Origin of the sequence: Telluria mixta (assembly GCF_029223865.1) — a bacterium.
GTDB classification, from domain to species: domain Bacteria; phylum Pseudomonadota; class Gammaproteobacteria; order Burkholderiales; family Burkholderiaceae_D; genus Telluria; species Telluria mixta.
Genome location: NZ_CP119520.1, coordinates 3,907,977 through 3,931,630, shown reverse-complemented (window position 1 = coordinate 3,931,630; position 23,654 = coordinate 3,907,977). Strand labels below are relative to the sequence as shown.

Annotated in this window: 21 protein-coding genes; 6 read left to right on the top strand and 15 right to left on the bottom strand. The window is 66.2% G+C overall.

Annotated features, from left to right (window positions below):
* Positions 1 to 12: 12 nt before the first annotated feature.
* The 8 genes from rpoS to P0M04_RS17415 all read right to left on the bottom strand — a co-directional run bounded on the left by rpoS (position 13) and on the right by P0M04_RS17415 (position 8,325).
* Positions 13 to 1,026: an RNA polymerase sigma factor RpoS gene (gene rpoS / locus P0M04_RS17450; protein ID WP_259447810.1), complete on the bottom strand. Its 1,014-nt coding sequence runs from the start codon at positions 1,024 to 1,026 to the stop codon at positions 13 to 15.
* 9 nt (positions 1,027 to 1,035) lie between these two features.
* Positions 1,036 to 1,944 (bottom strand): peptidoglycan DD-metalloendopeptidase family protein, encoded by a 909-nt coding sequence (locus tag P0M04_RS17445; RefSeq protein ID WP_259447811.1) that lies wholly within the window; start codon positions 1,942 to 1,944, stop codon positions 1,036 to 1,038.
* A 32-nt stretch (positions 1,945 to 1,976) separates the two neighbouring features.
* Complete coding sequence (locus tag P0M04_RS17440; RefSeq protein ID WP_259447812.1) at positions 1,977 to 2,831, bottom strand: protein-L-isoaspartate(D-aspartate) O-methyltransferase; 855 nt, start codon at positions 2,829 to 2,831, stop codon at positions 1,977 to 1,979.
* Positions 2,828 to 3,565, bottom strand: coding sequence for a 5'/3'-nucleotidase SurE (surE, locus tag P0M04_RS17435; protein ID WP_259447813.1), 738 nt, complete (start codon positions 3,563 to 3,565; stop codon positions 2,828 to 2,830). The genes P0M04_RS17440 and surE overlap by 4 nt, the downstream gene beginning before the upstream one ends.
* Positions 3,566 to 3,647: 82 nt before the next feature.
* Positions 3,648 to 5,159, bottom strand: a complete 1,512-nt coding sequence (locus P0M04_RS17430) for a hypothetical protein (RefSeq protein WP_259447814.1) — start codon at positions 5,157 to 5,159, stop codon at positions 3,648 to 3,650.
* Positions 5,160 to 5,167: 8 nt separating this feature from the next.
* On the bottom strand, positions 5,168 to 5,776 hold the full coding sequence (locus tag P0M04_RS17425; RefSeq protein ID WP_259447815.1) for a toll/interleukin-1 receptor domain-containing protein: 609 nt from the start codon (positions 5,774 to 5,776) through the stop codon (positions 5,168 to 5,170).
* 259 nt (positions 5,777 to 6,035) lie between these two features.
* Positions 6,036 to 8,081: a DNA repair helicase YoaA gene (gene yoaA, locus P0M04_RS17420; protein ID WP_259447816.1), complete on the bottom strand. Its 2,046-nt coding sequence runs from the start codon at positions 8,079 to 8,081 to the stop codon at positions 6,036 to 6,038.
* A 43-nt stretch (positions 8,082 to 8,124) separates the two neighbouring features.
* On the bottom strand, positions 8,125 to 8,325 hold the full coding sequence (locus P0M04_RS17415) for a YdcH family protein (protein ID WP_056132203.1): 201 nt from the start codon (positions 8,323 to 8,325) through the stop codon (positions 8,125 to 8,127).
* 179 nt (positions 8,326 to 8,504) lie between these two features.
* Between P0M04_RS17415 and P0M04_RS17410 the strand changes: the two genes are divergently transcribed.
* The gene (locus P0M04_RS17410) at positions 8,505 to 9,275 is read left to right on the top strand and encodes a PP2C family protein-serine/threonine phosphatase (RefSeq protein ID WP_259447817.1); all 771 of its coding nucleotides are present in this window, start codon (positions 8,505 to 8,507) and stop codon (positions 9,273 to 9,275) included.
* Between the two features lie 39 nt (positions 9,276 to 9,314).
* Here P0M04_RS17410 and P0M04_RS17405 read toward each other — a convergent pair whose 3' ends face one another.
* The 6 genes from P0M04_RS17405 to P0M04_RS17380 form a co-directional block, all read right to left on the bottom strand.
* Positions 9,315 to 9,986: a hypothetical protein gene (locus tag P0M04_RS17405; RefSeq protein ID WP_259447818.1), complete on the bottom strand. Its 672-nt coding sequence runs from the start codon at positions 9,984 to 9,986 to the stop codon at positions 9,315 to 9,317.
* A gap of 17 nt (positions 9,987 to 10,003) precedes the next feature.
* Entirely contained in the window at positions 10,004 to 11,101 is a 1,098-nt protein-coding gene (gene zapE / locus P0M04_RS17400; protein ID WP_259447819.1) for a cell division protein ZapE, read from the bottom strand.
* 79 nt (positions 11,102 to 11,180) lie between these two features.
* Positions 11,181 to 12,614, bottom strand: coding sequence for a dihydrolipoyl dehydrogenase (gene lpdA / locus P0M04_RS17395; protein WP_259447820.1), 1,434 nt, complete (start codon positions 12,612 to 12,614; stop codon positions 11,181 to 11,183).
* Between the two features lie 203 nt (positions 12,615 to 12,817).
* Positions 12,818 to 13,159: a PspC domain-containing protein gene (locus P0M04_RS17390; RefSeq protein ID WP_259447884.1), complete on the bottom strand. Its 342-nt coding sequence runs from the start codon at positions 13,157 to 13,159 to the stop codon at positions 12,818 to 12,820.
* A gap of 61 nt (positions 13,160 to 13,220) precedes the next feature.
* Positions 13,221 to 14,486, bottom strand: a complete 1,266-nt coding sequence (gene odhB / locus P0M04_RS17385) for a 2-oxoglutarate dehydrogenase complex dihydrolipoyllysine-residue succinyltransferase (RefSeq protein WP_259447821.1) — start codon at positions 14,484 to 14,486, stop codon at positions 13,221 to 13,223.
* Between the two features lie 70 nt (positions 14,487 to 14,556).
* A complete protein-coding gene (locus tag P0M04_RS17380; protein ID WP_259447822.1) occupies positions 14,557 to 17,412 on the bottom strand; it encodes a 2-oxoglutarate dehydrogenase E1 component in 2,856 nt (951 codons plus the stop codon).
* 299 nt (positions 17,413 to 17,711) lie between these two features.
* On the opposite strand from P0M04_RS17380, the gene P0M04_RS17375 reads away from it, so the two are divergent.
* The 5 genes from P0M04_RS17375 to P0M04_RS17355 are packed head-to-tail and all read left to right on the top strand — an operon-like array spanning position 17,712 to position 22,078.
* Positions 17,712 to 18,371 carry a PepSY-associated TM helix domain-containing protein gene (locus tag P0M04_RS17375; protein WP_259447823.1) on the top strand — a complete coding sequence of 220 codons (660 nt, stop codon included), beginning with the start codon at positions 17,712 to 17,714 and terminating at the stop codon, positions 18,369 to 18,371.
* A 23-nt stretch (positions 18,372 to 18,394) separates the two neighbouring features.
* Positions 18,395 to 18,907: a DUF2271 domain-containing protein gene (locus P0M04_RS17370; RefSeq protein WP_259447824.1), complete on the top strand. Its 513-nt coding sequence runs from the start codon at positions 18,395 to 18,397 to the stop codon at positions 18,905 to 18,907.
* A gap of 10 nt (positions 18,908 to 18,917) precedes the next feature.
* Positions 18,918 to 19,730 carry a DUF4198 domain-containing protein gene (locus P0M04_RS17365; RefSeq protein ID WP_259447825.1) on the top strand — a complete coding sequence of 271 codons (813 nt, stop codon included), beginning with the start codon at positions 18,918 to 18,920 and terminating at the stop codon, positions 19,728 to 19,730.
* Between the two features lie 3 nt (positions 19,731 to 19,733).
* Entirely contained in the window at positions 19,734 to 20,735 is a 1,002-nt protein-coding gene (locus P0M04_RS17360; RefSeq protein WP_259447826.1) for an FAD:protein FMN transferase, read from the top strand.
* The gene (locus P0M04_RS17355) at positions 20,732 to 22,078 is read left to right on the top strand and encodes a sulfite reductase subunit alpha (RefSeq protein WP_307727051.1); all 1,347 of its coding nucleotides are present in this window, start codon (positions 20,732 to 20,734) and stop codon (positions 22,076 to 22,078) included. The genes P0M04_RS17360 and P0M04_RS17355 overlap by 4 nt, the downstream gene beginning before the upstream one ends.
* Before the next feature lie 4 nt (positions 22,079 to 22,082).
* Here the strand turns inward: P0M04_RS17355 and P0M04_RS17350 are convergent, their stop codons facing one another.
* On the bottom strand, positions 22,083 to 23,525 hold the full coding sequence (locus P0M04_RS17350) for a carboxylesterase/lipase family protein (RefSeq protein WP_259447828.1): 1,443 nt from the start codon (positions 23,523 to 23,525) through the stop codon (positions 22,083 to 22,085).
* Positions 23,526 to 23,654 lie beyond the last annotated feature (129 nt).

The window sequence follows — 23,654 nt, the reverse complement described above, 5'->3', positions numbered from 1 at the left end:
GCCAGCCGGGCATCATAGCAAGGAATCGCGGACGACGCCACGGGCGGCCATCGCCCGTTTCAGTTTGACGAGAGCTTCCTGCTGGATCTGGCGCACGCGTTCGCGCGTCACGCCCATCTCCTCGGCCAGCGTTTCCAGCGTGGCCGGGTCGTCGTTGTCGAGGCCGAAGCGGCGCATCACGACGACGCGCTGCTTGTCCGGCAGCTTCTGCAGCCAGTCGCGCACGAGCACCGTCATCTCGTGCTGTTCGGCGTGGGCGTCCGGGCTGACGTCGCCCTCGTCCGGCAGCATGTCCATCAGGCTGCTCTGCGGATCGTTGTCGAGCGGCGCGTCGAGCGACGTCGCGTGCTCGGACAGCGCGAGGATGTCCTGCACTTCTTCCACGGGCCGGCCGACGAGGCTGGCGATGTCTTCCGCGCTCGCTTCCTTGCCGTCGTGGTGCTGGGCTTCGAGGTGGTATTTCGCACGGAGCACCTGGTTCAGTTCGCGCACCATGTGCACGGGCAGGCGCACGGTGCGGGCCTGGTTCATGATCGCGCGCTCGATGCTTTGGCGGATCCACCACGTCGCGTACGTGGAAAAGCGGAAGCCGCGCTCCGGCTCGAACTTGTCGATCGCGCGCATCAGGCCGATGTTGCCCTCCTCGATGAGGTCGAGCAGCACGACGCCGCGGTTGATGTAGTGCTTGGCGATGGAGACGACGAGCCGCAGGTTATGCTCGATCATCTTCTGGCGGGCGTTGAAGTCGCCCGCCTTGGCGAGGGTCGCGTAGTGCGCTTCCTGCTCGGCGGTGAGCAGCGGCTTGGCGCCGATGCGGTTCAGGTAGTGCTGGGTGGTGTCCGTCGACAGCTCGGCCTGCAGGACGCTTTTCAGTTCGTCGACGGTGTCGACGACGGCCGGTGTGCCGCCGTCCGGCAGCATCTCGGCGCGGTCGGCGCCATCCACCCCGAACTCGCCGTCGTCCAGCGGTTCATCCGGATTGTCTTCCGGCGTGTCGTGGTCCAGCGGGTCGGGGGGCAAGGTCATCGGCTCTCTCTAGCGACTGGGCAGGAACTTGGCCGGGTCGACCGGCTTGCCCTGCTGGCGTATCTCGAAATGCAGTTTGACCGTGTCGGCATCGGAATCACCCATCTCCGCGATGGCCTGGCCCTTGGTCACGTTCTGACCTTCCTTCACCAGGATGGTGCGGTTGTGCGCATATGCCGACAACAGGCTGTTGCTGTGCTTAACAATCACGAGATTACCATATCCGCGAATGCCGCTGCCGGCATACATCACCTTACCGGAACCCGCGGCCATGACTTGCTGGCCCATCTTGCCGGCGATGTCGATGCCCTTGTTCTTGCCTTCGTCGAACGTGGCGACGATCTTGCCGTCGGACGGCCACATCCAGCTCAGTTTCTCGTCGTCGTTCGCGGTGACGGTGGTGCCCGGGGTCACGCCTGCCGCGATCACTTTTTCCGCCTTCGGATTGTCTTCCTTCGCGCTCGCCAGGTTCGATTCCGTGTACGGCTTCTTGGCACCGCTCGGCTCGGTCTTCTTCGGCACGGCCGGCGCCTTCTCGGCGCCCGGCATCGCGATCGGCGACGTCACGACGGCATTGCCGTTGCCGTTGCCGTTCCGCTCGGACGGCGCCACTTTCAGCACTTGCCCGACCTTGATGTCGTCCGGATCGGACAGATTGTTCCACGCGACGAGATCGCGGTAGTTCTGGCCGTGGTCGAGGGCGATGCGCAGCAGCGTGTCGCCGCGGCGCACGGTGTAGGTGCCGCGCGCGTCGGGCTTCGTCTCCTCGACGGCCGGCGCCGGTTGCGGACGGGGACGGAACGTGGATGCGGTCGGCGCCGGACGGTCGATCACGGGGGCTACGCGGGTCTCGGTGCTGCAGGCGGACAGGATGCCGAGACTGAGGGTCAACAGGGCTAAGCGGGGCGTAAGTTTCATTCTCTCTATAATTCTTTTACAACAACTGGCATTCAAGCGATGCCTGGCCGCAGCGGGACAAAATGGCAGGCTTCCAGCGTTTCGCTGGTCCATTCCGCCTTGCCTTTACGGGTAATGCGCTGCAGGTGCTGGACCTGAGCACCGACGGGCGCCACCAGGTGGGCGCCAATGGCCATCTGCTCGAGCAGTGCACGCGGCACCTCGAGACCGGCCGCCGCCAGGATGATGCCGTCGAACGGGGCCACCTGCGGGAGCCCTAGCATACCATCTCCGTACTGCAAGCGCAGATTGGCGATACGCAACGGGCGCAGATTGGCCTTCGCCAGCTCATGCAGCGGCTTGATGCGCTCGATGGAATACACCTCCTGCGCCACGCACGACAGCACGGCCGCCTGGTAGCCGCACCCCGTGCCGATCTCGAGCACGCGGCGCAGCGGTTGGTTACTACCCTTGAGCAACTCGATCATGCGCGCGACGATGTACGGCTGCGAAATCGTCTGGTTGTGGCCGATCGGCAGCGAGATGTCGACGTAGGCCTGGGCCAGCATGCCCGGCTCGACGAACATATGGCGCGGCACGATTTCCAGCGCGGCCAGCACCTGCGCATCCTTGACGCCCTGGCGCGCGGCCCGGGCCGCCATCGCGCGGCGTGGCGCTTCCGTGGCCGCCAGGTCGGACCGCACGACGGTCTGCTGCGGCTGGGCCGGCTTGGTTGGTCCCGGCACGCCGGGCGCCGGGCCGCCGCGCGGCTGCGTCTGGCTGTTCTGGCGCGCGTTCTGGGTCGCCGTCTGCGGCGTGGCGACCGGCGCCGGCGCAGCGGGCTTTCGGGTGCTGCCGCCCGTCACGGACGAGAGCGGCAGAGGAAACTGGCTGCGCTTTTCGCTCATCCCAACCCTCGCCGCAGCAGGTCCAGCTGGTCGCGGTGCGTGAGGTCGACCTGCAGCGGCGTCACCGACACGCAGCCCTTGCTCGTCGCATGGAAATCCGTGCCCTCGCCCGCGTCGCGGCACGCGCCCGGCGCGCCGATCCAGAAGATCTCGCGCCCGCGCGGATCCTGGCCGCGGATGACGGGCTCGGACTGGTGGCGCCGGCCCAGGCGGGTCGGCACGAGCGGCCCGATCTGCTCGTACGGCAGGTTTGGGATATTTACGTTCAGCAAAAACGGCGACTCGAGCATCTCGAAGCGGCGCAGCACGATGTCGCGCGCCACCCGCGCGGCCGATTCCACCTCCGCCCAGCCGCCATGGACCTGGGAAAAGGCGATCGCCGGGATACCGAACAGATAGGCTTCCGTCGCCGCCGCCACCGTGCCGGAGTACAGCGTGTCGTCGCCCATGTTCTGGCCGTTGTTGATGCCGGAGACGACCAGGTCCGGGCGTGCGTCGAGCATCCCCGTCAACGCGATGTGCACGCAGTCGGTGGGAGTGCCGTTGACAAAATAAAACCCGTTGGCAGCCTTCGACACCGACAGCGGACGGTCCAGCGACAACGAATTGGACGCGCCCGAGCGATTGCTGTCGGGCGCGACCACCACGATGTCGGCGACTGTCGAGAGCGCTTCGGCCAGGGCGTTGATGCCGGGGGCGAGATAGCCGTCGTCGTTACTGATTAGGATACGCATGCCGCGATTTTACCTGAAGCAACGGCGAGATCGACCAATCGGACGTCACATTTATTGCCCCTCGCCCCCTCCCGGCGCGGCCTCAGCCGGTCACCAGCGGACGCCCTTCCGCCGCCTGGATCAGGGCGCCTTCGAGGGACGAGACCTCGTCCAGGGTAAAGGCCAGCAGCGCGTCCTTGTCGCCTTCCTGCAGGTACACCTGCTTGATCATCGCCGCGCCGCGCCGTCGTAGCGGATGCGCCACACTCGGCCGCAGGATCGTCGAGCGCAGGCTGTCCGCCAGCGCGCGCGCCTCGCGGGGGCTGCGGCTGTCGATCAGTTCCTGCAGGCGCGACAGCTTGTCGTCCAGCGCGTCCGGCGACGGTTCGCCGGGGCGGCGCGGCGAACCATGCCCCCGCTTGCCCTCCTCCATCGCGTGCAGGCCCTGCTCCAGCGCGATCACGTGCTGTTCGATGCGGCGCGCGGCCTCCAGCTCGCTTTGTTGTCCTAAATACAATTGCGCCAGCCGGGCCAGTTCGCGCACGAGGCTCGGCGCCTGCGGATCGGCGGCCCGTTCGCGCAGGGATTCGACGGCCTGCACGAGCCGCACCTCGGGCAGCGGGCGCCACGGGAAATGGCCGGGTTCGAGCCATTCGAGCAGCGCCTCGACGGCGCGCTGGGGCCCGAGCCGGTCGTGCTCGCCCGCCTGGGCCCGGCCGCCGGCAGGCACCATGCCGCTCACGGCCGCCTGGGGCAGCTGTACTTCGTCGAGGTAACTGTCGAGCATGACGCTGGACAGGCCGTAGCACTCGGCCAACATCTGTTCCAGTCGGACCTGGTAGCCGGACTGGCTCCGTGGCGCGTCGCCGAAGCGCCAGCGCAGCCGCCCTTCGCCCGTCCCGTCGACCGGACAGGGCAGCGGATAGACGAGCAGCGGGCGCTGCTCGTCCTCGTGGCTGCAGCGGTAATCGAGCGCGCGACCGACGACGCCCTGCAGGCCGTCCAGGCTGCGCGCATCGGGCGTGAACACGCCGACGATCTTGTCCGGCAACAGCGCCGTGCAGACGCTGGCCGCCGCCGAGCGTCCGCTGCGGCAATCGATCAGCACGTGGGCGAAGCGCCGTGCCACCCTCGCCGCGAACGTGCGGAACAGGGCCGGACAGGCGCAGAACAGCGCGTCCCAGTCGAGCCGGTCGACGCGCTCGCCATAGCTGTCGTCGAAGCGGCCGGCGCGCATCAGGTACAGCGGGCAGGTGTCGTCGACGCGGACGATGAAGTCGTCCCAGTCCAGCGTATCGAGCACGCGCGCGGCCAGCGCCTCGGCGTCGTCGTTCGACGTATTGCCGTGCAATTGATCACGACAACTCTCGAACAATTCGAGCAGGCCGCTGGCGTCCGGGCCCTCGTCTGCGCGGGAAAAATAGTGATGCAGGCCGGGGGCTTCCAGGTCCCAGTCGATCATCAGCACCGGTGTCTTCGCATGCGCCCGCCCGGCAAGCAGCCGGCCGGCATGGGCCAGCGCAAGGCTGCGCACGGGTGCGCTGTCGTAGGAGTAGAACGTCGTCACCTCGCCGGCCTTTCCGGCCGGTACTGCGGTGATGCGGTTGGTTTCCATAAGGCTCCTCATTTTTTGGGGAAGGTTGGATCCGGTAACTCACGCCATGCGGGTGGGACAGCGGGAAGCTCGAATTGGTTGCAGTCATGCGCCGGCGGCATGGTTTTTTTCTGATATTGGTAATGCGTGACGATGCGCCGGACCATCTTGTCGATGTCCGGCAGGAAATCGGGGTTCGACTTCAGGTCGGCCGTGGCCATCGTGAAGCGCGAGAAGTCGACGTAGAACGTGGATTCGCTGATCTGCGGGGGCAGGCTGACGGGGTGCTGCGTCATGATGACGGGAATGATCAGCTGGCTGGGCAGCGTGTACCACGTGCTGCGCTCGGCCTCGATCAGGCGCATGGCGGCGTACTCGCGCCGGGTGTAGGGATGGGCCTCGTATTTGGGCGTGTAGATCAGGACCATGCACGCGCTTTCGCACAGCGCGCGGGCGATCTTGCGGTCGAGGTCGTCACCGCCGCCGAGTTGTTCGGTGTCGATGAACAGTTCGTCTTCGTTGTCGAAATACGGTTCGAGGTAACAGCGCAGTGCATCGGCCAGCGTGGCCTTGAAGCGCTGCATCAGCTCGTGCCGCCCATGGGCATAGCTGAAAAAGCAGCCATAACGTATCGCCATTGCTCCCCCTTGTAGTCTGCCACCGGCCGGGCCTGTGAGACTCTAAACAAGTCACCCATCCTGCATGTTGTGGGAGCACAAGCGATAGCCCGGGACGCGCAGCGTACCGGGATACAAGCCAAAAGGTAGCGTAAAACGAAGCGAAGCAGACACGCAGCGGCTAACGAAGCCGGCAAGCGGACACGGAACGATTAACGAAGCCGGCAAGCGGACACGGAACGATTAACGAAGCCGGGGGTCAGAGCCCGAATTTGCTTTTTTAGGGCTCTGACCCCGAATCTCCACCCCGCGGCGTATTCGAAGTCGCAAAGAACTCGATCACATCCGCCTGCACCCGCGTCCGCCTGAACGGCGGCAAACTCTGCCAGATACGCCGCCCATACGGCTTGCTGATCACCCGCGGATCGCACAGCATCAGCACGCCCCGATCCTCGACGTCGCGGATCAGGCGCCCGGCGCCCTGCTTCAGGTTGATGATGGCTTCCGGCAGCGTGTGGTGGACGAAGCCGTTCATGCCCTTCTTTTCCATCACTTCGATGCGCGCGGCCAGCACCGGGTCGTCGGGCGGCGCGAACGGCAGCTTGTCGATGATGACGAGCGACAGCGCCTCGCCGCGCACGTCGACGCCTTCCCAGAAACTCTGGCTGCCCACGAGCACGGCATTGCCCGCGTTGCGGAAGGAATCCAGCAATTCCGTGCGGCCCCGTTCGCCCTGCACGAACAGCGGGAAGTCGAGGCCGCGCGCGGCGAATTCCTCGCGCAGGCGTTCGGCCACGCGGTTGACGGCGCGGATCGTCGTGCACAGGAAGAAGCAGCGGCCACCCGCGGCCTCGATCACGGGCAGCGCCATGTCGACGACGGCGTCCGTGTAGCCGAACGTGTTCGGTTCCGGCAGGCCGGTCGGCACGTACAGCAGCCCCTGGTCCTGGTAGTTGAACGGGCTGGGCCAGCTCTGGGCCGGTTCGCCCGTCATGCCCAGCTGGGCACTGAAATGCTTGAAGTCGTTTTTTACCGCCAGCGTCGCGGAAGTAAAAATCCAGCTGCGCGGCGTTCCCGCGCGTTGGCCCGCGAAGATCGGCGCGATCGACAATGGCGTCTTGTGCAGCTGCAGCGACGAGGAAAACGCCTCGACCCACAGCACGGCGTCATCACCCTCGACTTCCTTCCCCTTTTTCGGCTCGGACTTCCACGCCTTGTACTGCTCCAGCAGCTCGACGGCGCGCACGCGGCACTGCTCGATCGTCTCGGCGCGCTCGGCCTGGGCCTCCAGCACGTCGATCAGGCCTTCCAGTTCTTCCTTCAGTTTTTCCAGCGCCGGGAAGAATTCCGAACTGGGCGGAATCTGCGGCAGCGACAAACGCGTGCCGCCTTCCGGGAACGTCAGGCGCAGGTCGCGCGCCGCCTTCTCGACGACGGTCACGACCTTCGCCCAGTCCACGCCGCCGCGCGCATGCGCGAGGCCTTCGGCCAGCACGTCGCGGCACAGCTCCAGCACCTGGCCCGTCGACACGGTCGTGCCGAAGAACAGGGTCGCCACTTCCGGCAGCTGGTGCGCCTCGTCGAAGATGATCGTGTTCGCGGATGGCAGCAGTTCGGCCATGCCGCCTTCCTTCAGTGCCACGTCGGCGAAGAACAGGTGGTGGTTGACGACGACGACATCCGCCTGCTGCGCTTCGCGGCGCGCCTTCATCACGAAGCAGTCCTGGTAGTACTGGCATTCCTGGCCGACGCAGTTCTCGCGCGTGGACGTCACGAGGTTCCACACGGACGCCGTTTCCGGGACCTTGGTCAACTCGGCCTTGTCGCCCGACTGGCTCATCTTGATGAAGCGCGAGATCTCGCGCAGATGGCCCACGTCGTCGCGCGACGTCAGGCGGCCGTTCGACAGCGTGCGTTCCAGGTGGTAGTGGCAAAGGTAGTTCGAACGGCCCTTCAGCAGCGCCACCGAGACCGGGGCGCGCAACGCGGCGCGCACGGTCGGGATGTCGCGCGAGAACAGCTGGTCCTGCAGGTTCTTGGTACCGGTCGAGATGATCGTCTTGCCGCCCCACAGCAGCGCGGGAACGAGGTAGGCGAAGGTCTTGCCCGTGCCTGTGCCGGCCTCGGCGATCAGCGTGCCCTGCTCGCTGATGGCGTGTGCGATCGCCTTCGCCATCTCGGTCTGCGACTGGCGCGGCTTGAACGTGCCGACGGCGGGCGCGAGCGGACCGCCGGCGCCGAAGATGCGGTCGACTTCGGCGTCGTACTTGCCGGCAGGTTCGGAGGGCGCGGCGTCGGGGCCGGCGTCGATGTCGGCTTCAGACAAGGGAAGATGGTCGGTCAAAATGGGACTGCGTAAAAATGTGGGCTTATGCCGGCACGTCCGGCACCAACTGCATTTTCAGCAGTGTGATGTGGTCCTTCAACTGCAGTTTGCGTTTCTTCAGACGGCGCAACTGCAACTGGTCGGCGTGACCGTCGCGGGTCAGCATGTCGATGACAGCATCGAGGTCGCGATGTTCCACGTCGAGTTCAATAATACGGCGGTGGATCTCCTGGACGTCGATCATGTTAGGCATTTCCGAACAGTTAAGCGTAAAGGGGTGGGAAGACGCATGCCCGCTGACTCGGGGCGGCGCGCTATTCATTGTTACGGCTTGCAACTAAAGTGCAAACCGGTGCATAGTTTAAACTACACCGTCGTTGCCGCCAACAAAGTCCGGCATGGCGGCATCGGAAAGCCACGTTTATGACCTCATACAAGTTAGAAGCGGGAACCGCCCAGCATATCGGTAACCGCCCCCAGCAGAACGACCGCGTCGCGCTCATGACCGGCGCCCGCGCGCCCGGCTACGCCCTGGCCGTGCTGTCCGACGGCATCGCCGGCGCGGCCGGCGCGGAACAGGTCCTGCACACGGCCAAGCAGGTGTTCGACGAATTCAAGCCGGGCGACCGACCGTCCGTGGAGCGCCTGCAGCAACTGTTGCGCGACATCGTGCAGGAAACCCACCTGGTCATCAACATGAATGCCGTCACGACGCAGGTCCAGGCGCATGCCAGCTTCGTCGGGCTCATCCTGACGCCGCACGGCGAGGCCGTCTGGGCCCACGTGGGCGATTCGCGCCTGTATTACTTCCACGACGGCAGGTGCCTGGCGCGCACGAGCGACGCCGCCTATGTCGAGCACCTCGTATCGAGCGACCGCCTGCCGCCGGATGCGGCCAAGAACCACCGCAAGTCCAAGCTGTTGCTGAATGTGATGGGCAATAGCCGCAAGGATCCGTTCATTACGTTCGGCCAGCGCCTGGATCTTGCGGCGAACGATGTGTTCCTGCTGTGCTCGGATGGTCTGTGGCATTTCTTCACGGATGCCGAGCTGGCGACCGTGACCGCGAAGGCCAGCCCCCGTCAGGCGTCCGAGATGCTGATCAACAAGGCCGGCGAGCGGTCGCAGGGCAAGGGCGGGAACTGCAGCATGGCCATCGTCAAGCTCGTCAAGCCGGTCGGCGACCGGCCATAAGGCACGTTTCATTTGAGGCCCCGGCCTCAAATGCCTACCCTACTTGTTGGCGTCCGCGGCCTCTTTCGCTGCTTTCGCCGCCTTCTCCGCCTTGCGCTCGGCGACCTTGCGCTGGCGTTCTTCCGACTGGGCCTTGCGCGCCTCATAGTCGCGCACGTTCTGCGCACGCTTGCCGGCGTTCGCCGCCTCCTGCTGCTGCTGCGCGCGCAGGCGGGCGTCGCGCTCGGCCAGGCGTTGGGGCGCCGTCGGCTTGCGCGGCGGCGGCACCGGCACCGGTTCGGGCGCGGGCTTCGGCGGTTCGGCCTCCAGGCGCGCTTCCTGTTCCTTGAAGCGGCGTTCCGCCTCGGCCAGGTTGCGGTCGCGCTCCTCGACGATTGCCTGCCGCTTGAAGCGCTCGGCCTGCACCTCGATCGCGCGCTGGGCGGCAAGCGCGCTGCGGCGGCGTTCCTTCGCCTCGTCGAGGCAGTTATTCACGAAAAACTTGTCGTAGCAGACGTGTTCCCGTTCCGCGAAGCGGGCCTCGATCGCCTTGCGCTCGAGCGCGACGGCGGCCAGCTGCTGGTCGGCCTGCGCGACGGACGTCACGGGCGGCGGCGGCACCTCGCGCGGCACCACGTCCTGGCTGGCGCACGCGGCAAGCAACGCAGCGGACAAGGCGACGGCGAGCGCGCGCAAGCGGGTACGGGTGTCTGTGACGAAGTCTGCTTTCATTCGGTTCCTTTGATCGTTCAGGCCAGCGAGTCGGCCGCGCCGCGCCGCTCGGCGAGCATGTATTCACGCGACTGCATCTCAATGATACGCGACACCGTGCGATGGAACTCGTTCGACATCGCGCCCTCGGTGTACAGCAGTTCCGGCTCGACCTCGGCCGACATGATCAGCTTGACCTTGTGATCGTAGAACACGTCGATCAGCCACGTGAAGCGGCGCGCCTCCGACGACATCGCGGCCGACATGCGCGGCACGCCCGACAGGATCACGGTATGGAATTGGCTCGAGAGTTCCAGGTAGTCGTTCTGCGAGCGCGGGCCGCCGCACAAGGTGGCGAAATCGAACCAGATCACGCCGCCCGCACGCCGCAGCGCACGCAGCTCGCGCTGCTCGATGTGCACGCGCGGATCCTCGTCGGCCGTGTCGGCGAGGTTCGCATACGTCTCGCGCAGCGCATGGTCGGAGGTCGCGCCCAGCGGCGTGTAATAGGCCTGCACCTGTTCCAGCGCGCGGTGGCGGTAGTCGATGCCGGCGTCGACGTTCATGACGTCCAGCTTGTCCTTGATCAGCGCGATCGTGGGCAGCATGCGGTCGCGGTGCAGTCCGTCCGGGTACAACTTGTCGGGGTCGTAGTTCGACGTCATCACGAACGACACGCCGTTGGCGAACAGCGCGGACAGCAGGTTGTACATGATCATCGCGTCGGCCACGTCGCTGACGTGGAATTCGTCGAAGCAGATCAGGCGGTATTTCTTCGAGATGCGCCTGGCGACCTCGATCAGCGGGTCTTCCACACCTTTCAGCTCGTCGAGCTGGCGGTGCACCGCGCGCATGAATTCGTGGAAGTGCAGGCGCGTCTTGCGCACGACCGGCACGACCGAGTAGAAGCTGTCCATGAGGAAGGACTTGCCGCGTCCGACACCGCCCCACATGTAGACGCCCTGCGGGACGTCGGGACGGTTGATCAGGCGCTTGAACGCGGACGAGCGCTGCGACTTGTACGCGACCCAGTCGTCGTAGGCCTCCTGCAGGCGGTCGACGGCGCGCTGTTGCGCGGGATCGGACTTGAATCCGCGCTCGGTCAGCGCGTGCTGGTAGTACTCTTGGACGTTCATGAAAAGAGCCGCATAAAGATGGGGGTGGACAGCGCTGCCGTCCACCCCCAGTCGGGCCGAAGCCCGGGTCATACAGGTATTAGAAGTTCAGCGAACGCTTGTCGACGGCGAGCGCGGCTTCCTTGGTCGCTTCGGACAGCGACGGGTGGGCGTGGCAGATGCGGGCGATGTCTTCCGACGACGCGCGGAATTCCATCGCGACGACGGCTTCCGAGATCAGCTCCGATGCGACCGGGCCCACGATGTGGACGCCCAGGATTTCGTCGGTCGCCGCGTCGGCCAGGAATTTCACCATGCCCGACGTGTCGCCCAGCGCGCGTGCACGGCCGTTGGCCATGAACGGGAACGTGCCGGCTTTGTAAGCGACGCCTTCCTTCTTGAGCTGCTGCTCGGTCTTGCCGACCCACGCGATTTCCGGCGAGGTGTAGATGACCCACGGGATCGTGTTGAAGTTGACGTGACCGTGCTGGCCGGCGATACGCTCGGCGACGGCGACACCCTCTTCTTCCGCCTTGTGCGCCAGCATCGGGCCGCGCACGACGTCGCCCACGGCCCAGATGCCCGGGACGTTGGTGCGGCATTCGTCGTCGACGGCCACGAAGCCGCGCTCGTCCAGCTGCACGCCGACGGTCTCGATGCCGAGGCCGTTGGTGTTCGGCACGCGGCCGATCGAGACGATCAGGCGGTCGAACGTTTCGCTCTTGGCGGCGCCCGCTGCATCGGCGTAGTCCACGGTGACGTTGTTGTCGCCCTTGGTGACGCTGTTGATCTTCACGCCCAGCTGGATATCCAGGCCCTGCTTGGTGAACAGCTTGTGCGCTTCCTTGGCGATCTGCTCGTCGACCGCGCCCAGGAACGTCGGCAGGCCTTCCAGCACGGTGACCTTGGCACCCAGGCGGCGCCACACGGAACCCATCTCCAGGCCGATCACGCCGGCGCCGATGACGCCCAGCTTGGCCGGGACGGCGTCGACGGTCAGTGCGCCGGTGTTCGACAGGATGACTTTCTCGTCGAACGGTGCGCCCGGCAGTTCGCGGGCGTTCGAGCCGGTCGCGATGATCACGTTTTTCGCGCTGATCGAATCGGTGGTCGGGCCCGAGACGTTGATGGCGTAGCCTTCGCCTGCCTTGCCGGCGAGCGTGCCGCGGCCGTGGAAGAAGGTGACCTTGTTCTTCTTGAACAGGTAGACGATGCCGTCGTTGTTGGCCTTGACGACGCCCTCTTTGCGCTTGAGCATCTGGCCCAGGTTCAGCGACAGGCCGGCGACGTCGATGCCGTGCTCGGCAAACGCGTGACCGGCGTGCTCGAAGTGTTCCGACGATTGCAGCAGTGCCTTCGACGGGATGCAGCCGACGTTCGTGCAGGTGCCGCCCAGTGCCGGGCCGCCCTTGGCGTTCTGCCATTCGTCGATACAGGCGGTCTTGAAGCCCAGCTGCGCAGCGCGGATCGCGGCCACGTAGCCGCCAGGACCGCCGCCGATCACGACGACGTCGAATTGTTTTTCAGTGCTCATCTAAGGTTTTCCTTTTTGTTCCCGAGGTGCCGAACAACACAGGGTTGCTCGTGCACTCAACCAACGTCGTCCCCGCGCAGGCGGGGACCCAATTTGTGCCGAGCGAAGCCGCACTGTTTGCGGCTCCGATCACTGAACTTGGGTTCCCGCCTTCGCGGGAACGACGTTGTCTTGGGTTTCGTATTCGTTCTTCGCCCGAAAATTCACTCTTCCGGCACGAAAATCCACAACAACAGGTAAATCACGATCCCGAATCCGAACGTGATGGTGAACAAGGTGAACACGAGCCGCCACACCCACGCATCCACGCCCGAGACTCGGGCGAGGCCGCCGCAGACACCGCCCAGCCAGCGGTCGGTGCGCGAGCGGCGCAAGGTGTTCAGCTCGGACGCGAACGTGCCGTCGGCACTCGCGGTCTTGTTCAGGTTCACGGTCGACGAGGCGCCGGACAATACCTTCGCCTTCGCCTGTTCGAATTCGGCGTCGGTCAGGGCGCCGGCCTGGTGCAGTTCGTGCAAACGCTTGATTTCATCGGAGATCATGATCATTCCCTTCCATCAGACAACCGCACGGGCGCACCAGGCGGGCGCGCCCTTCCGAAAGTGATTACAGGTCGAGCAGCAGGCGGGCCGGATCTTCCAGCGCATCCTTCATCGCGACCAGGCCCAGGACGGCTTCGCGGCCGTCGATGATGCGGTGGTCGTACGACATCGCCAGGTAGTTCATCGGGCGGATGACGATCTGGCCGTTCTCGACGACGGCGCGGTCCTTGGTCGCGTGCACGCCCAGGATTGCCGACTGCGGCGGGTTGATGATCGGGGTCGACAGCATCGAACCGAACGTGCCGCCGTTCGAGATCGAGAACGTACCGCCGGTCAGGTCTTCCAGCGTCAGCTTGCCGTCCTTGGCTTTCTGGCCGAATTCGCCGATCTTCTTCTCGATCTCGGCGATCGACATCTGGTCGGCGTTGCGCAGGATCGGGACGACCAGGCCGCGCGGCGAACCGACGGCGATACCGATGTCGAAGTAGCCGTGGTAGATGATGTCGTTACCGTCGACCGACGCGTTCAGGATCGGGTACTTCTTCAGTGCGGCAACGGCGGCCTTGACGAAGAAGGACATGAAGCCCAGCTTGACGCCGTGCTCTTTCTCGAACTTGTCCTTGTACTTGGCGCGCATTTCCATGACCGGCGCCATGTTGACTTCGTTGAACGTCGTCAGGATGGCGTTGGTCGACTGCGACTGCAGCAGGCGCTCGGCGATACGGGCGCGCAGGCGGCTCATCGGCACGCGCTCTTCCGGACGGTCGCCCAGGTTGACGGCCGGTGCAGCCACTTGCGGCAGGGCTGCCTTCGGTGCGGCTTGCTGCAGCGGTGCCGGAGCGGCGACTGCAGGCTTGTTCGCAACGGCGGCCAGGGCGTCGCCCTTGGTCACGCGGCCGTCACGGCCGGTGCCGGTGGCGTCGGCGGCGGTCAGGTTGTTGTCGGCCAGGATCTTGGCGGCGGCCGGCATGGCGACGTCGCCTTTCGAACCCGTGGCGGCAGCGGCAGCAGCCGGTGCGGCAGCGGCAGCGGCTTCAACGCCGGCGGCCGGAGCAGCGGTCACCTGCAGCGGGCTCACGCCGGCCGAGGCTTCGGTATCGATGATGGCGATGACTTCACCCGACACGACGGTACCGCCGTCGTTCTTGATGATTTGCACGATCACGCCGGCGGCCGGGGCCGGCAGTTCCAGGACCACCTTGTCGGTCTCGATGTCGATCAGGTTCTCGTCGCGCGCGACGGCTTCGCCGACTTTCTTGTGCCACGACAGCAGGGTCGCTTCCGCGACCGATTCCGACAATTGGGGGACCTTGACTTCGATTTGTGCCATTTAAAAAACTCCGTTTTTGTATTCTGTGCAAAAAACCCCGCGCCGTGGGCGCGGGGTCAATGAGCGCTGCTTATTTGGTCAGGACGAAACCCTTGAGTTTCGAGAACGCCGTGTCCAGCAGTTCCTTCTGCTGCGCAACGTGCTTGTCGGTGTAGCCGACAGCCGGCGACGCGGAAGCCGGACGGCCGGCGTACGCCAGGCGCTGGCCTGCTTCCATGCTTTCGAACACGTTGTGCTGGATCTGGAACCACGGACCCTGGTTCTGCGGCTCGTCCTGCGCCCACACGACTTCCGTCGCGTTCGGGAACTTCTTCAGTTCGGCCTGGAACGCCTTGTGCGGGAACGGGTACAGCTGCTCGATACGGACGATGGCGGTGTCCGTCGTGCCGCGGGTCTTGCGCGAGTTGACCAGGTCGTAGTACACCTTGCCCGAGCAGACGATCACGCGCTTGACCTTGTTGGCGTCGATCTTGTCGTCCAGTTCGCCGATGACGGTCTGGAAGCCGCCCTTGGCCAGGTCGGTCAGCGGCGAGCCGGCGTCCTTGTTACGCAGCAGCGACTTCGGCGTGAAGATGACGAGCGGCTTGCGGAACTGGCGCACCATCTGGCGGCGCAGCAGGTGGAAGATCTGCGCGGCCGTGGTCGGCTGCACGACTTGCATGTTGTGGTCGGCGGACAGCTGCAGGAAACGCTCGATACGGGCCGACGAGTGCTCCGGACCCTGGCCTTCGTAGCCGTGCGGCAGCATCATGACGAGACCCGACGCGCGGCCCCACTTCACTTCGCCCGAGGCGATGAACTGGTCGATCACGACCTGCGCACCGTTCACGAAGTCGCCGAACTGGCCTTCCCAGATCGTCAGCGTGTTCGGCTCGGCGGTCGAATAACCGTATTCGAAGCCCAGCACCGCTTCTTCCGACAGCACGGAGTCGATGACGGTGAAGTTGGCCTGGTTGTCCGACACGTTGGCCAGCGGCAGGTAGATGCCCTGGTCCCAACGCTCGCGGTTCTGGTCGTGCAGCACGGCGTGACGGTGCACGAACGTGCCGCGGCCGGCGTCCTGGCCCGACAGGCGGACGGCGTAGCCCGAGGCCAGCAGCGACGCGTAGGCCAGGTGTTCGCCCATGCCCCAGTCGAGGTTCAGCTCGCCCTGGCCCATCTTGGCGCGGTCGGCCAGCACTTTCTCGACGAGCGAGTGCAGCTTGAAGTTTTCCGGCACGGTCGTGATGCGCTGGGCCAGGCGTTTCAGCTCGGTCAGCGGTACGGCGGTGTCGGCGGCGTCGGTCCACTTCTTGTTCAGGAACGGTGCCCAGTCGACGGCGTACTTGTTCTTGAAGTCGGTCAGGACCGGATCCACGGTGTGCTTGCCGGCGTCCATCGCGGCGCGGTACGCGGCCACGAGCTGGTCGCCACCGTCGGCGGCAATGGTGCCCTGCGCGGCCAGCTTGTCCGCGTACAGCTTGCGGGTGCCCGGGTGCTTGGCGATCTTCTTGTACATCAGCGGCTGGGTCAGGGCCGGGGTGTCCTGCTCGTTGTGGCCCAGCTTGCGGTAGCAGATCACGTCGACGACGATGTCTTTATGGAACTCGGTGCGGTAGTCCATCGCCAGCTGCGAGGCCAGCACGACGGCTTCCGGATCGTCCGCGTTCACGTGCAGCACCGGTGCCTCGATCATCTTGACGACGTCGGTGCAGTACAGCGTCGAGCGCGCGTCGCGCGGGTCGGACGTGGTGAAGCCGATCTGGTTGTTGATGACGATGTGAACCGTGCCGCCCGTGCCGTAGCCGCGGGTCTGCGCCAGGTTCAGCGTTTCCATCACGACGCCCTGGCCTGCGAACGCGGCGTCGCCGTGCACGAGGATCGGCAGGACTTCCTTGCCCTGGCGGTCGCCGCGGCGCTCCATGCGCGCCTTGACCGAACCTTCCACGACCGGGTTGACGATTTCCAGGTGCGACGGGTTGAACGCCAGCGACAGGTGGACCGGGCCGCCCGGGGTCGAGATGTCGCTCGAGAAGCCCTGGTGGTATTTGACGTCGCCGGCCGGCAGGTCGTCGGCGTGCTTGCCTTCGAATTCCTCGAACAGGTCGGACGGGGCCTTGCCCAGCGTGTTGACCAGGACGTTCAGGCGGCCGCGGTGGGCCATGCCGATGACGATTTCCTGCACGCCGTGCTCGCCGGCGCGGCGGATCACTTCGTCCATCGAGGCGATGAACGATTCGCCGCCTTCCAGCGAGAAGCGCTTGGCGCCGACGTACTTGGTGTGGAGGTAGCGCTCCAGGCCTTCGGCCGCGGTCAGGCGCTCGAGGATGTGCTTTTTCTTTTCAGCGGTGAAGGTCGGGGTCGAGCGGATCGACTCGAGCTTCTCCTGCAGCCAGCGCTTCTCGGTCGGATCGCTGACGTACATGAATTCTGCGCCGATGGAACGGCAGTAGGTGTCGCGCAACATGTTCAGCAGGTCGCGCAGCGAGGCTTCTTCCTGGCCGAAGTAGGTGTTGCTGATGTTGAACTTGGTGTCCAGGTCGGCTTCGGTGAAGCCGTAGAAGGCCGGATCGAGTTCCGGGATCGGCGGACGTTCCTGGCGCTGCAGCGGGTCCAGGTTGGCCCAGCGCGAGCCGAGGTAGCGGTAAGCGGCGATCAGCTGGGTCACGGCGACGCGCTTGCGGCCGAGTTCAGCGTCCGGCGATGCGGTCACGGTGCGGATCGGGCCCTGCTTGGCGCGCTCGGCGAACGAAGCGATCACGGACGAGTGATCCACGTCCGGCTTGGCGGTACCGTCGACGGCAGGCATGTGCTGCATCGCGTCGAAATAGGCGCGCCAGTTGTCCGGCACGGAACCCGGATTGTTCAGGTACGCTTCGTACAACTCTTCCACGTACGGCGCATTACCGCCGAACAGGTACGAGTTGGCGTTATATTGTTGCATCATTCTTGCTCACCTTTCTTCGCGTTTCGCGATTTTAGGGCGGGTTAATCTAACCTTCCGCGACACGGCCTGACCGGTTAGCGGATCGCACTTACTTCATATCAAGTTGTGGGGGAAGGACTCTAAAGGCAAATCAATGCGGCCGACCTGCCCATTGGCGCACGGTATTGTAACGCAAGGATTCGCCGGCCGCCGACCCCGCATCGACATTTTATTCATTCCGATATTACTTTTTTTCACCTTGTCAACTAAATCATGAACCAGCGGTTGACCTGCTAAATGATAATCGTTATCATTTGCGTATGCACCCGACCGGCTCGACCTCCTCCCCTTCCACTGCGCTCCCAGGCGTGCGCCGCGCCACATTCCTGCGCCAGTTGCATCAATGGCACTGGATCAGTTCCGCCCTGTGCCTGATGGCCATGCTGCTGTTCGCGATCACCGGTTTCACCCTGAACCACGCCTCCCAGATCGAAGCAAAGCCGGCCGTCACGCGCCAGAAGGCGACCTTGCCACCGTTGCTCCGCACCCAGATCGGGGAATTCGCCGCCGGCCATGCGGACGCGAATGTCCCGCTGCCCGCCCCGCTGGCAGACTGGGCCGAGCAGACCTTCCCCGTGCAAGTGCGCGGTGTGCGCGCCGAATGGAGCGAGGAAGACGCCTACGTCGCCCTGCCCCGCCCCGGCGGCGACGCCTGGCTGCGCATCGGCGTGGACGGCAATGCCGAATTCGAATCGACCGACCGCGGCTGGATCTCCTGGCTGAACGACATGCACAAGGGCCGCAACGCGGGTCCTGTGTGGGGCTGGTTCATCGACATCTTCGCCATCGCCTGCGTCGTCTTCTGCGTCACCGGTTTCCTGATCCTGAAATACCACGCGGCCAACCGGCCGTCGACGTGGCCCGTGATCGGCCTCGGCATCGTGCTGCCGATCGTGCTGGCCCTGCTGTTCGTTCATTAATCATCTCCGACCCGAAAGCCCACATGAAACTGTCCCACTCGCTCGCCCTGACCCTGCCGCTCGCTTCGAGCTGGGCGATGGCCGCCGACCTCACCGTCAAGTTCGAACTCCCGCAGCTGAACGTGGCCGAGTATCACAAGCCCTATGTCGCGATCTGGATCGAGCGCGCGGACCAGAGCGTCGCCAACACGCTGGCCGTGCTGTACGACGTCAAGAAGCGCGACAACGCGGGCACCAAGTGGGTCAAGGACCTGCGCACGTGGTGGAGGAAGGCGGGCCGCGACGTCACGCTGCCGATGGACGGCGTGAGCGGCGCCACGCGCGCGGCCGGTGTGCAGACGCTGACCTTCCCGGCCGCCCGCGCCGGCCTGGACAAGCTGCCGGCGGGCGACTACAAGCTCGTGATCGAAGCCGCGCGCGAAGCGGGCGGCCGCGAGCTGGTGCGCGTGCCGTTCCACTGGGAGCCGAAATCGAACGTGGCCGCCGCGTTCGCGGGCAAGGAAGAACTGGGCGCCGTGTCGCTCAGCATCCAGTAAGGAGACCAGCATGCACATCAAACAAATCGCCATCGCCCTCGCCCTGGCCGGCATCGCCTGCGCCGCGCAGGCGCACCGTCCGTGGATGATCCCGAACACGAGCCTCATCGAATCCGACCGCGGCGAAGCCTGGGCGACCATCGACGCCGCCATCTCCGAAGGCCTGTTCGAAGACGACTTCATGCCGCAGAAGCTGGACGGCCTCACGGTCACCGACCCGGACGGCAACACGGTCCCGGCGCCGGCCGCGACGCTCGGCAAGCACCGCTCCACCGTCGACATCCGGCTGCCGAAGGACGGCACCTACCGCGTCACCCTGGCGGCCGTGAGCGTGATGGGCTCCTATAAACTGAACGGCGAGACGAAGCGTTTCCGCGCCACCGAGCAGACGGTCAAGGACGAAGTCCCGGCCGGCGCCACCGAAGTGCGCAGCATGACGATGGTGCAACGCCAGGACACGTTCGTCACCCTGAACAAGCCGACGGCGGGCGCACTGAAGCCCACCGGCTCGGGCCTGGAACTGGTCGCGCTGACGAATCCGACCGAGTTGCGCGCCGGCGAAAAAGCGAAGTTCCGCTTCCAGCTGGACGGCAAGCCGCTCGCGAACTTCCCGTTCAGCCTGATCCCGGGCGGCGTGAAATACCGCGGCACGCTGAACGAAGTGCGCCTGACGACGGACGCGAACGGCGACGCCAGCTTTACCCTGCCCGCGCCGAACATGTACTGGCTGAGCGCCGCGTACCCGGCCAACGCCCCGCGCGGCATGGACGGCCCGGCGAAGCGCTACAGCTACTCGGCCACGTTCGAGATCCTGCCGGAGTAATCGTTGGCTGACCGTGCCGTTTTGATTCCGCAGGATTTGAGCCCGGCCGTGCCGCCGCCGGGCAGCCGCATCCACGTGTTCGAAGGCACGAGCATGGGGACGACGTGGTCGGCGCGCGTGGCGGCGGGTCATGTGGGCGATGTGCAGCCCGCGCTGCAGGCCGAACTGGACGCGATCGTCGCGCAGATGAGCCACTGGGACCCGGATTCCCTGCTGTCGCGCTATAACCGCGCGCCGGCCGGCACGTGGATAGCCCTGCCCGCGCAATTCTTCGACGTGGTCGACTACGCGCTGTGGGCGCACATGGCCAGCGGCGGCGCGTACGATCCGGCCGCGGGGGCGCTCGTCGACCTGTGGGGCTTCGGCGCCGCGCGGCGCTACGATCACACCGGCTTCTATGCGCCGGACGAGACAGCCATCGAACGCGCGCTGGACGAACGCGCCGCCGCGCGCCTGTCGTTCGACCGCGATGGACGCCGGCTGCTGCAGCCGGGCGGCCTCCGGCTCGACCTGTCGTCCATCGCGAAGGGTTACGCCGTCGACTGTCTCGCGCAATGCCTCGAGCGGCGCGGCTTGTCCCACTACCTCGTCGAGGTGGGCGGCGAGCTGCGCGGCGCGGGCGTGAAGCCGGACGGGCATCCGTGGTGGGTGGAAATCGAGGGTGTGCCGGACAGCGCCACGCCGCAGGCCGTCGTCGCGCTGCATGGCGTAGCGATTGCCACGTCCGGCGACTACCGCCAGTATTTCGAGCACGGCGCGCGCCGCGTGTCGCACACGCTGGACCCGCGCACGGGCCGGCCGGTCGACAACGACATCGCATCCGTAACCGTGCTGGCGCCCACGTGCATGGAGGCCGACGCGCTGTCGACCGTCCTCGCCGTGCTCGGTCCCGACGACGGCCTCGCGTTCGCCGAGGCGCGCGCGCTGGCCGCACGAGTCCTCGTGCGGCGTGCGGGAATGCTGGAAGAGACCACGACACCCGCGTGGAAAGCGCTGCTGCAATGACGGCGGAACCGCTGCGCCTTGCGGGCGCGCTGGCGTTGTCCCTGGGCTGGTTCGGGCTGTCGTACCGCATGTGGCGCGTCCACCGCAACGGCAACATCGCAGACACGAACGATGCCGACTGGCTCGTCGTCCACGCCAGCCAGACGGGCAGCGCGGAAGTGCTCGCAAAGCGCAGTGCCGAACTGCTGGCGACGGGCGGGCTGGCCGCGCGCGCCGTGTGCATCTCCGCGCTCGACCGCGAGCGGCTCACCGCCGCCACGCGCGTGCTGTTCATCGCCAGCACGTACGGCGAAGGCGACGCGCCCGACACGGCCGCGCAGTTCGCGGGCCGGTTCATGGCGGCCGGTCTCGACCTGTCGCACCTGCACTATGCCGTGCTCGCGCTGGGCGACAGGAACTACGCCAATTTCTGCGGCTTCGGCCGCGCGCTGGACGCCTGGCTCGCGCAGCAGGGCGCGACGCGCCTGTTCGACCGCATCGACGTCGACCGCGGCGATGCCAAAGCGCTGGCCGAGTGGCAGCATCACGTGGGCCGCCTGGCCGGCACGGACGACGCACCGGACTGGGACGCGCCGGCCTACGGCGACTGGCGCATCGTCGCGCGCACGCTGGAAAATCCCGGCAGTGCGGGCGCACCCTTGTACCGCGTCGCACTGGCACCGGTCGGCGGCGCGCTGCCGGCGTGGGAAGCGGGCGATCTCGCCCAGGTCAGTCCACCGGCGGACCCGGAGCACCCACGCGAATACTCGATCGCATCGTTGCCGACGGATGGCCGGCTGGAACTGCTCGTGCGCCTGCAGCAGCGGGAAGACGGCAGCCCGGGTGCGGCATCCGGCTGGCTGTGCGTGCAGGCCGGCGCGGCCGCCAACGGTGACCTTGTGCGCCTGCGCCTGCGCGCGCACGAGCGCTTCCGCCTCGGCGCGAATGCCGGACGACCCCTGATCGCGATCGGCAACGGCAGCGGCCTCGCCGGCCTGCGCGGCCTGCTCAAGGCCCGCATCGCCGCGGGCCGGTTCGATAACTGGCTGCTGTTCGGCGAACGCAACCAGATCCACGATTTCCTCCTGCGCGACGAGCTGCAGGCGTGGAGGGATAACGGCCAACTGACCCACCTCGACCTCGCGTTCTCGCGCGACCAGGCCGAGCGCCGCTACGTGCAGGACGTGCTGCGCGACCGGGCCGACCGGCTGCGCGAGTGGGTGGAACGCGGCGCCGCGATCTATGTCTGCGGCAGCCTGCAGGGCATGGCCGGCGGCGTGCACGAGGCGCTGCAAAGCATCCTCGGTGCGCCGCGGCTGGAGCAGCTTGCGGCCGAGGGCCGCTACCGCAGGGACGTGTACTGAGCGTTTATTGAGCGCCCGCCGCCACGGTCGCCGCCGCCGTGGCTGCATCTATCTCCGCACCCCACGGATCGCGCAGCGCGGCCGGCTTGCCGTCCGCGGCGAAATCCATGATCACGTCCTTGTCACCCGCATAGCGCGGCCATGCGGGCAGCTTGCGGCCGTTCGGATCGCCCTTCTTCGCGAAGTTCACGAGATAGGCGCTCATCGCGCGGCCCATCGCCACGTCCTTCTTCGTGACGGCGTCGCCGTACTTGACGTCCACCGTGTCGAAGAAATACGGGATGTCGCTCGCGTGCTGCGCGCCGGTCTTGCCGATGCTGTCGGCCACGTACGAGAAGCGGTATTCGTACACGGGCACGCCCTGCGCGGCGAGGCGGCTCGCGAGGCTGCGCGCGCCCGCGACCATGAAGCCCGTCTTGCCGCCGATGTCCGCGCTGGTCGCGCCGATCATCACGGGCACCTTGGCAAACTGGCCGGACGCGAACGCGGCACCCGTCTCGACGGCCACCTTGCCGTCCGCGAACGGACCGGAATACGTCGCCGGATTCTGCGGCGCGCGGTTGGCCAGGTTCATGCCGTCGACGACCTGCTCGGCCGGCAGCGCGCGAAGTTTATCCAGCGCCTGCGGGTCGTCCGCCGCGATGCCCTTGGCTTGTGCGAAGTTGACGCCGATCTGCTCCACGCCTGCCAGGCCCGGGTCGGCCGACTTGCCGTCGCCGCCGGACAGCACGACCGCCTTCGCGAACAGGCCCTGCGCCTGCGGTGACGTCAGCAGCGCGTTGACGGACATGCCGCCGGCCGATTCGCCGATGATCGTCACGTTGGACGCATCCCCACCGAACGCCGCCACGTTGCGCTTGACCCACTGCAGCGCCGCGATCTGGTCCATGTAGGCGTAGTTACCCAGCGGCTCGCCGTTGGCTTGCCGGGTCAATTGCGGGTGGGCGAAAAAGCCGAAGCGGCCCAGCCGATAGTTGAAACTGACCAGCACGACGCCCTGCTTCGCGAGCGCGGCACCCGCATACGTCGGCGGCGACGATCCGCCGTTGACGAAACCGCCGCCATAGATCCATACGATCACGGGCAGCTTCGCGGTCGCTTTCGCCTTCGCGGGACGCCACACGTTCACGTACAGGCAATCCTCGGCCGGCGGCGTGCCGAGCGGCGCGGCGTCGCTGGGGAAAGGCAGTTGCATGCAGTCGTGGCCGTACGCGGTCGCCTCGCGCACGCCGGACCAGGCGGCCGCCGGCTGCGGCGCGCGCCAGCGCAGGTCGCCGACCGGCGGCGCGGCGAACGGGATGCCCTTCCAGCTCGCCACGCCTTTGTCGACGGCGCCCTGGACCTTGCCGGACTCCGTGGTCACGACGGGGCCAGTGGCGGCATGCGCGGCACAGGCGAAAGTAGTTAGCGCTAACACGAGCAGGGATGGCAGGATCGGGCGTGGCATGGTGTCTCCTTGTTGTGGGTATGGAATGCATCCCGATGCTAATGACCGCATGGCAACCAGTCAATGGAAACCTCGCCCTGCGCCGTAAGTACGGCACAACAAACAATCGAATTCATCAAAATTATCTCG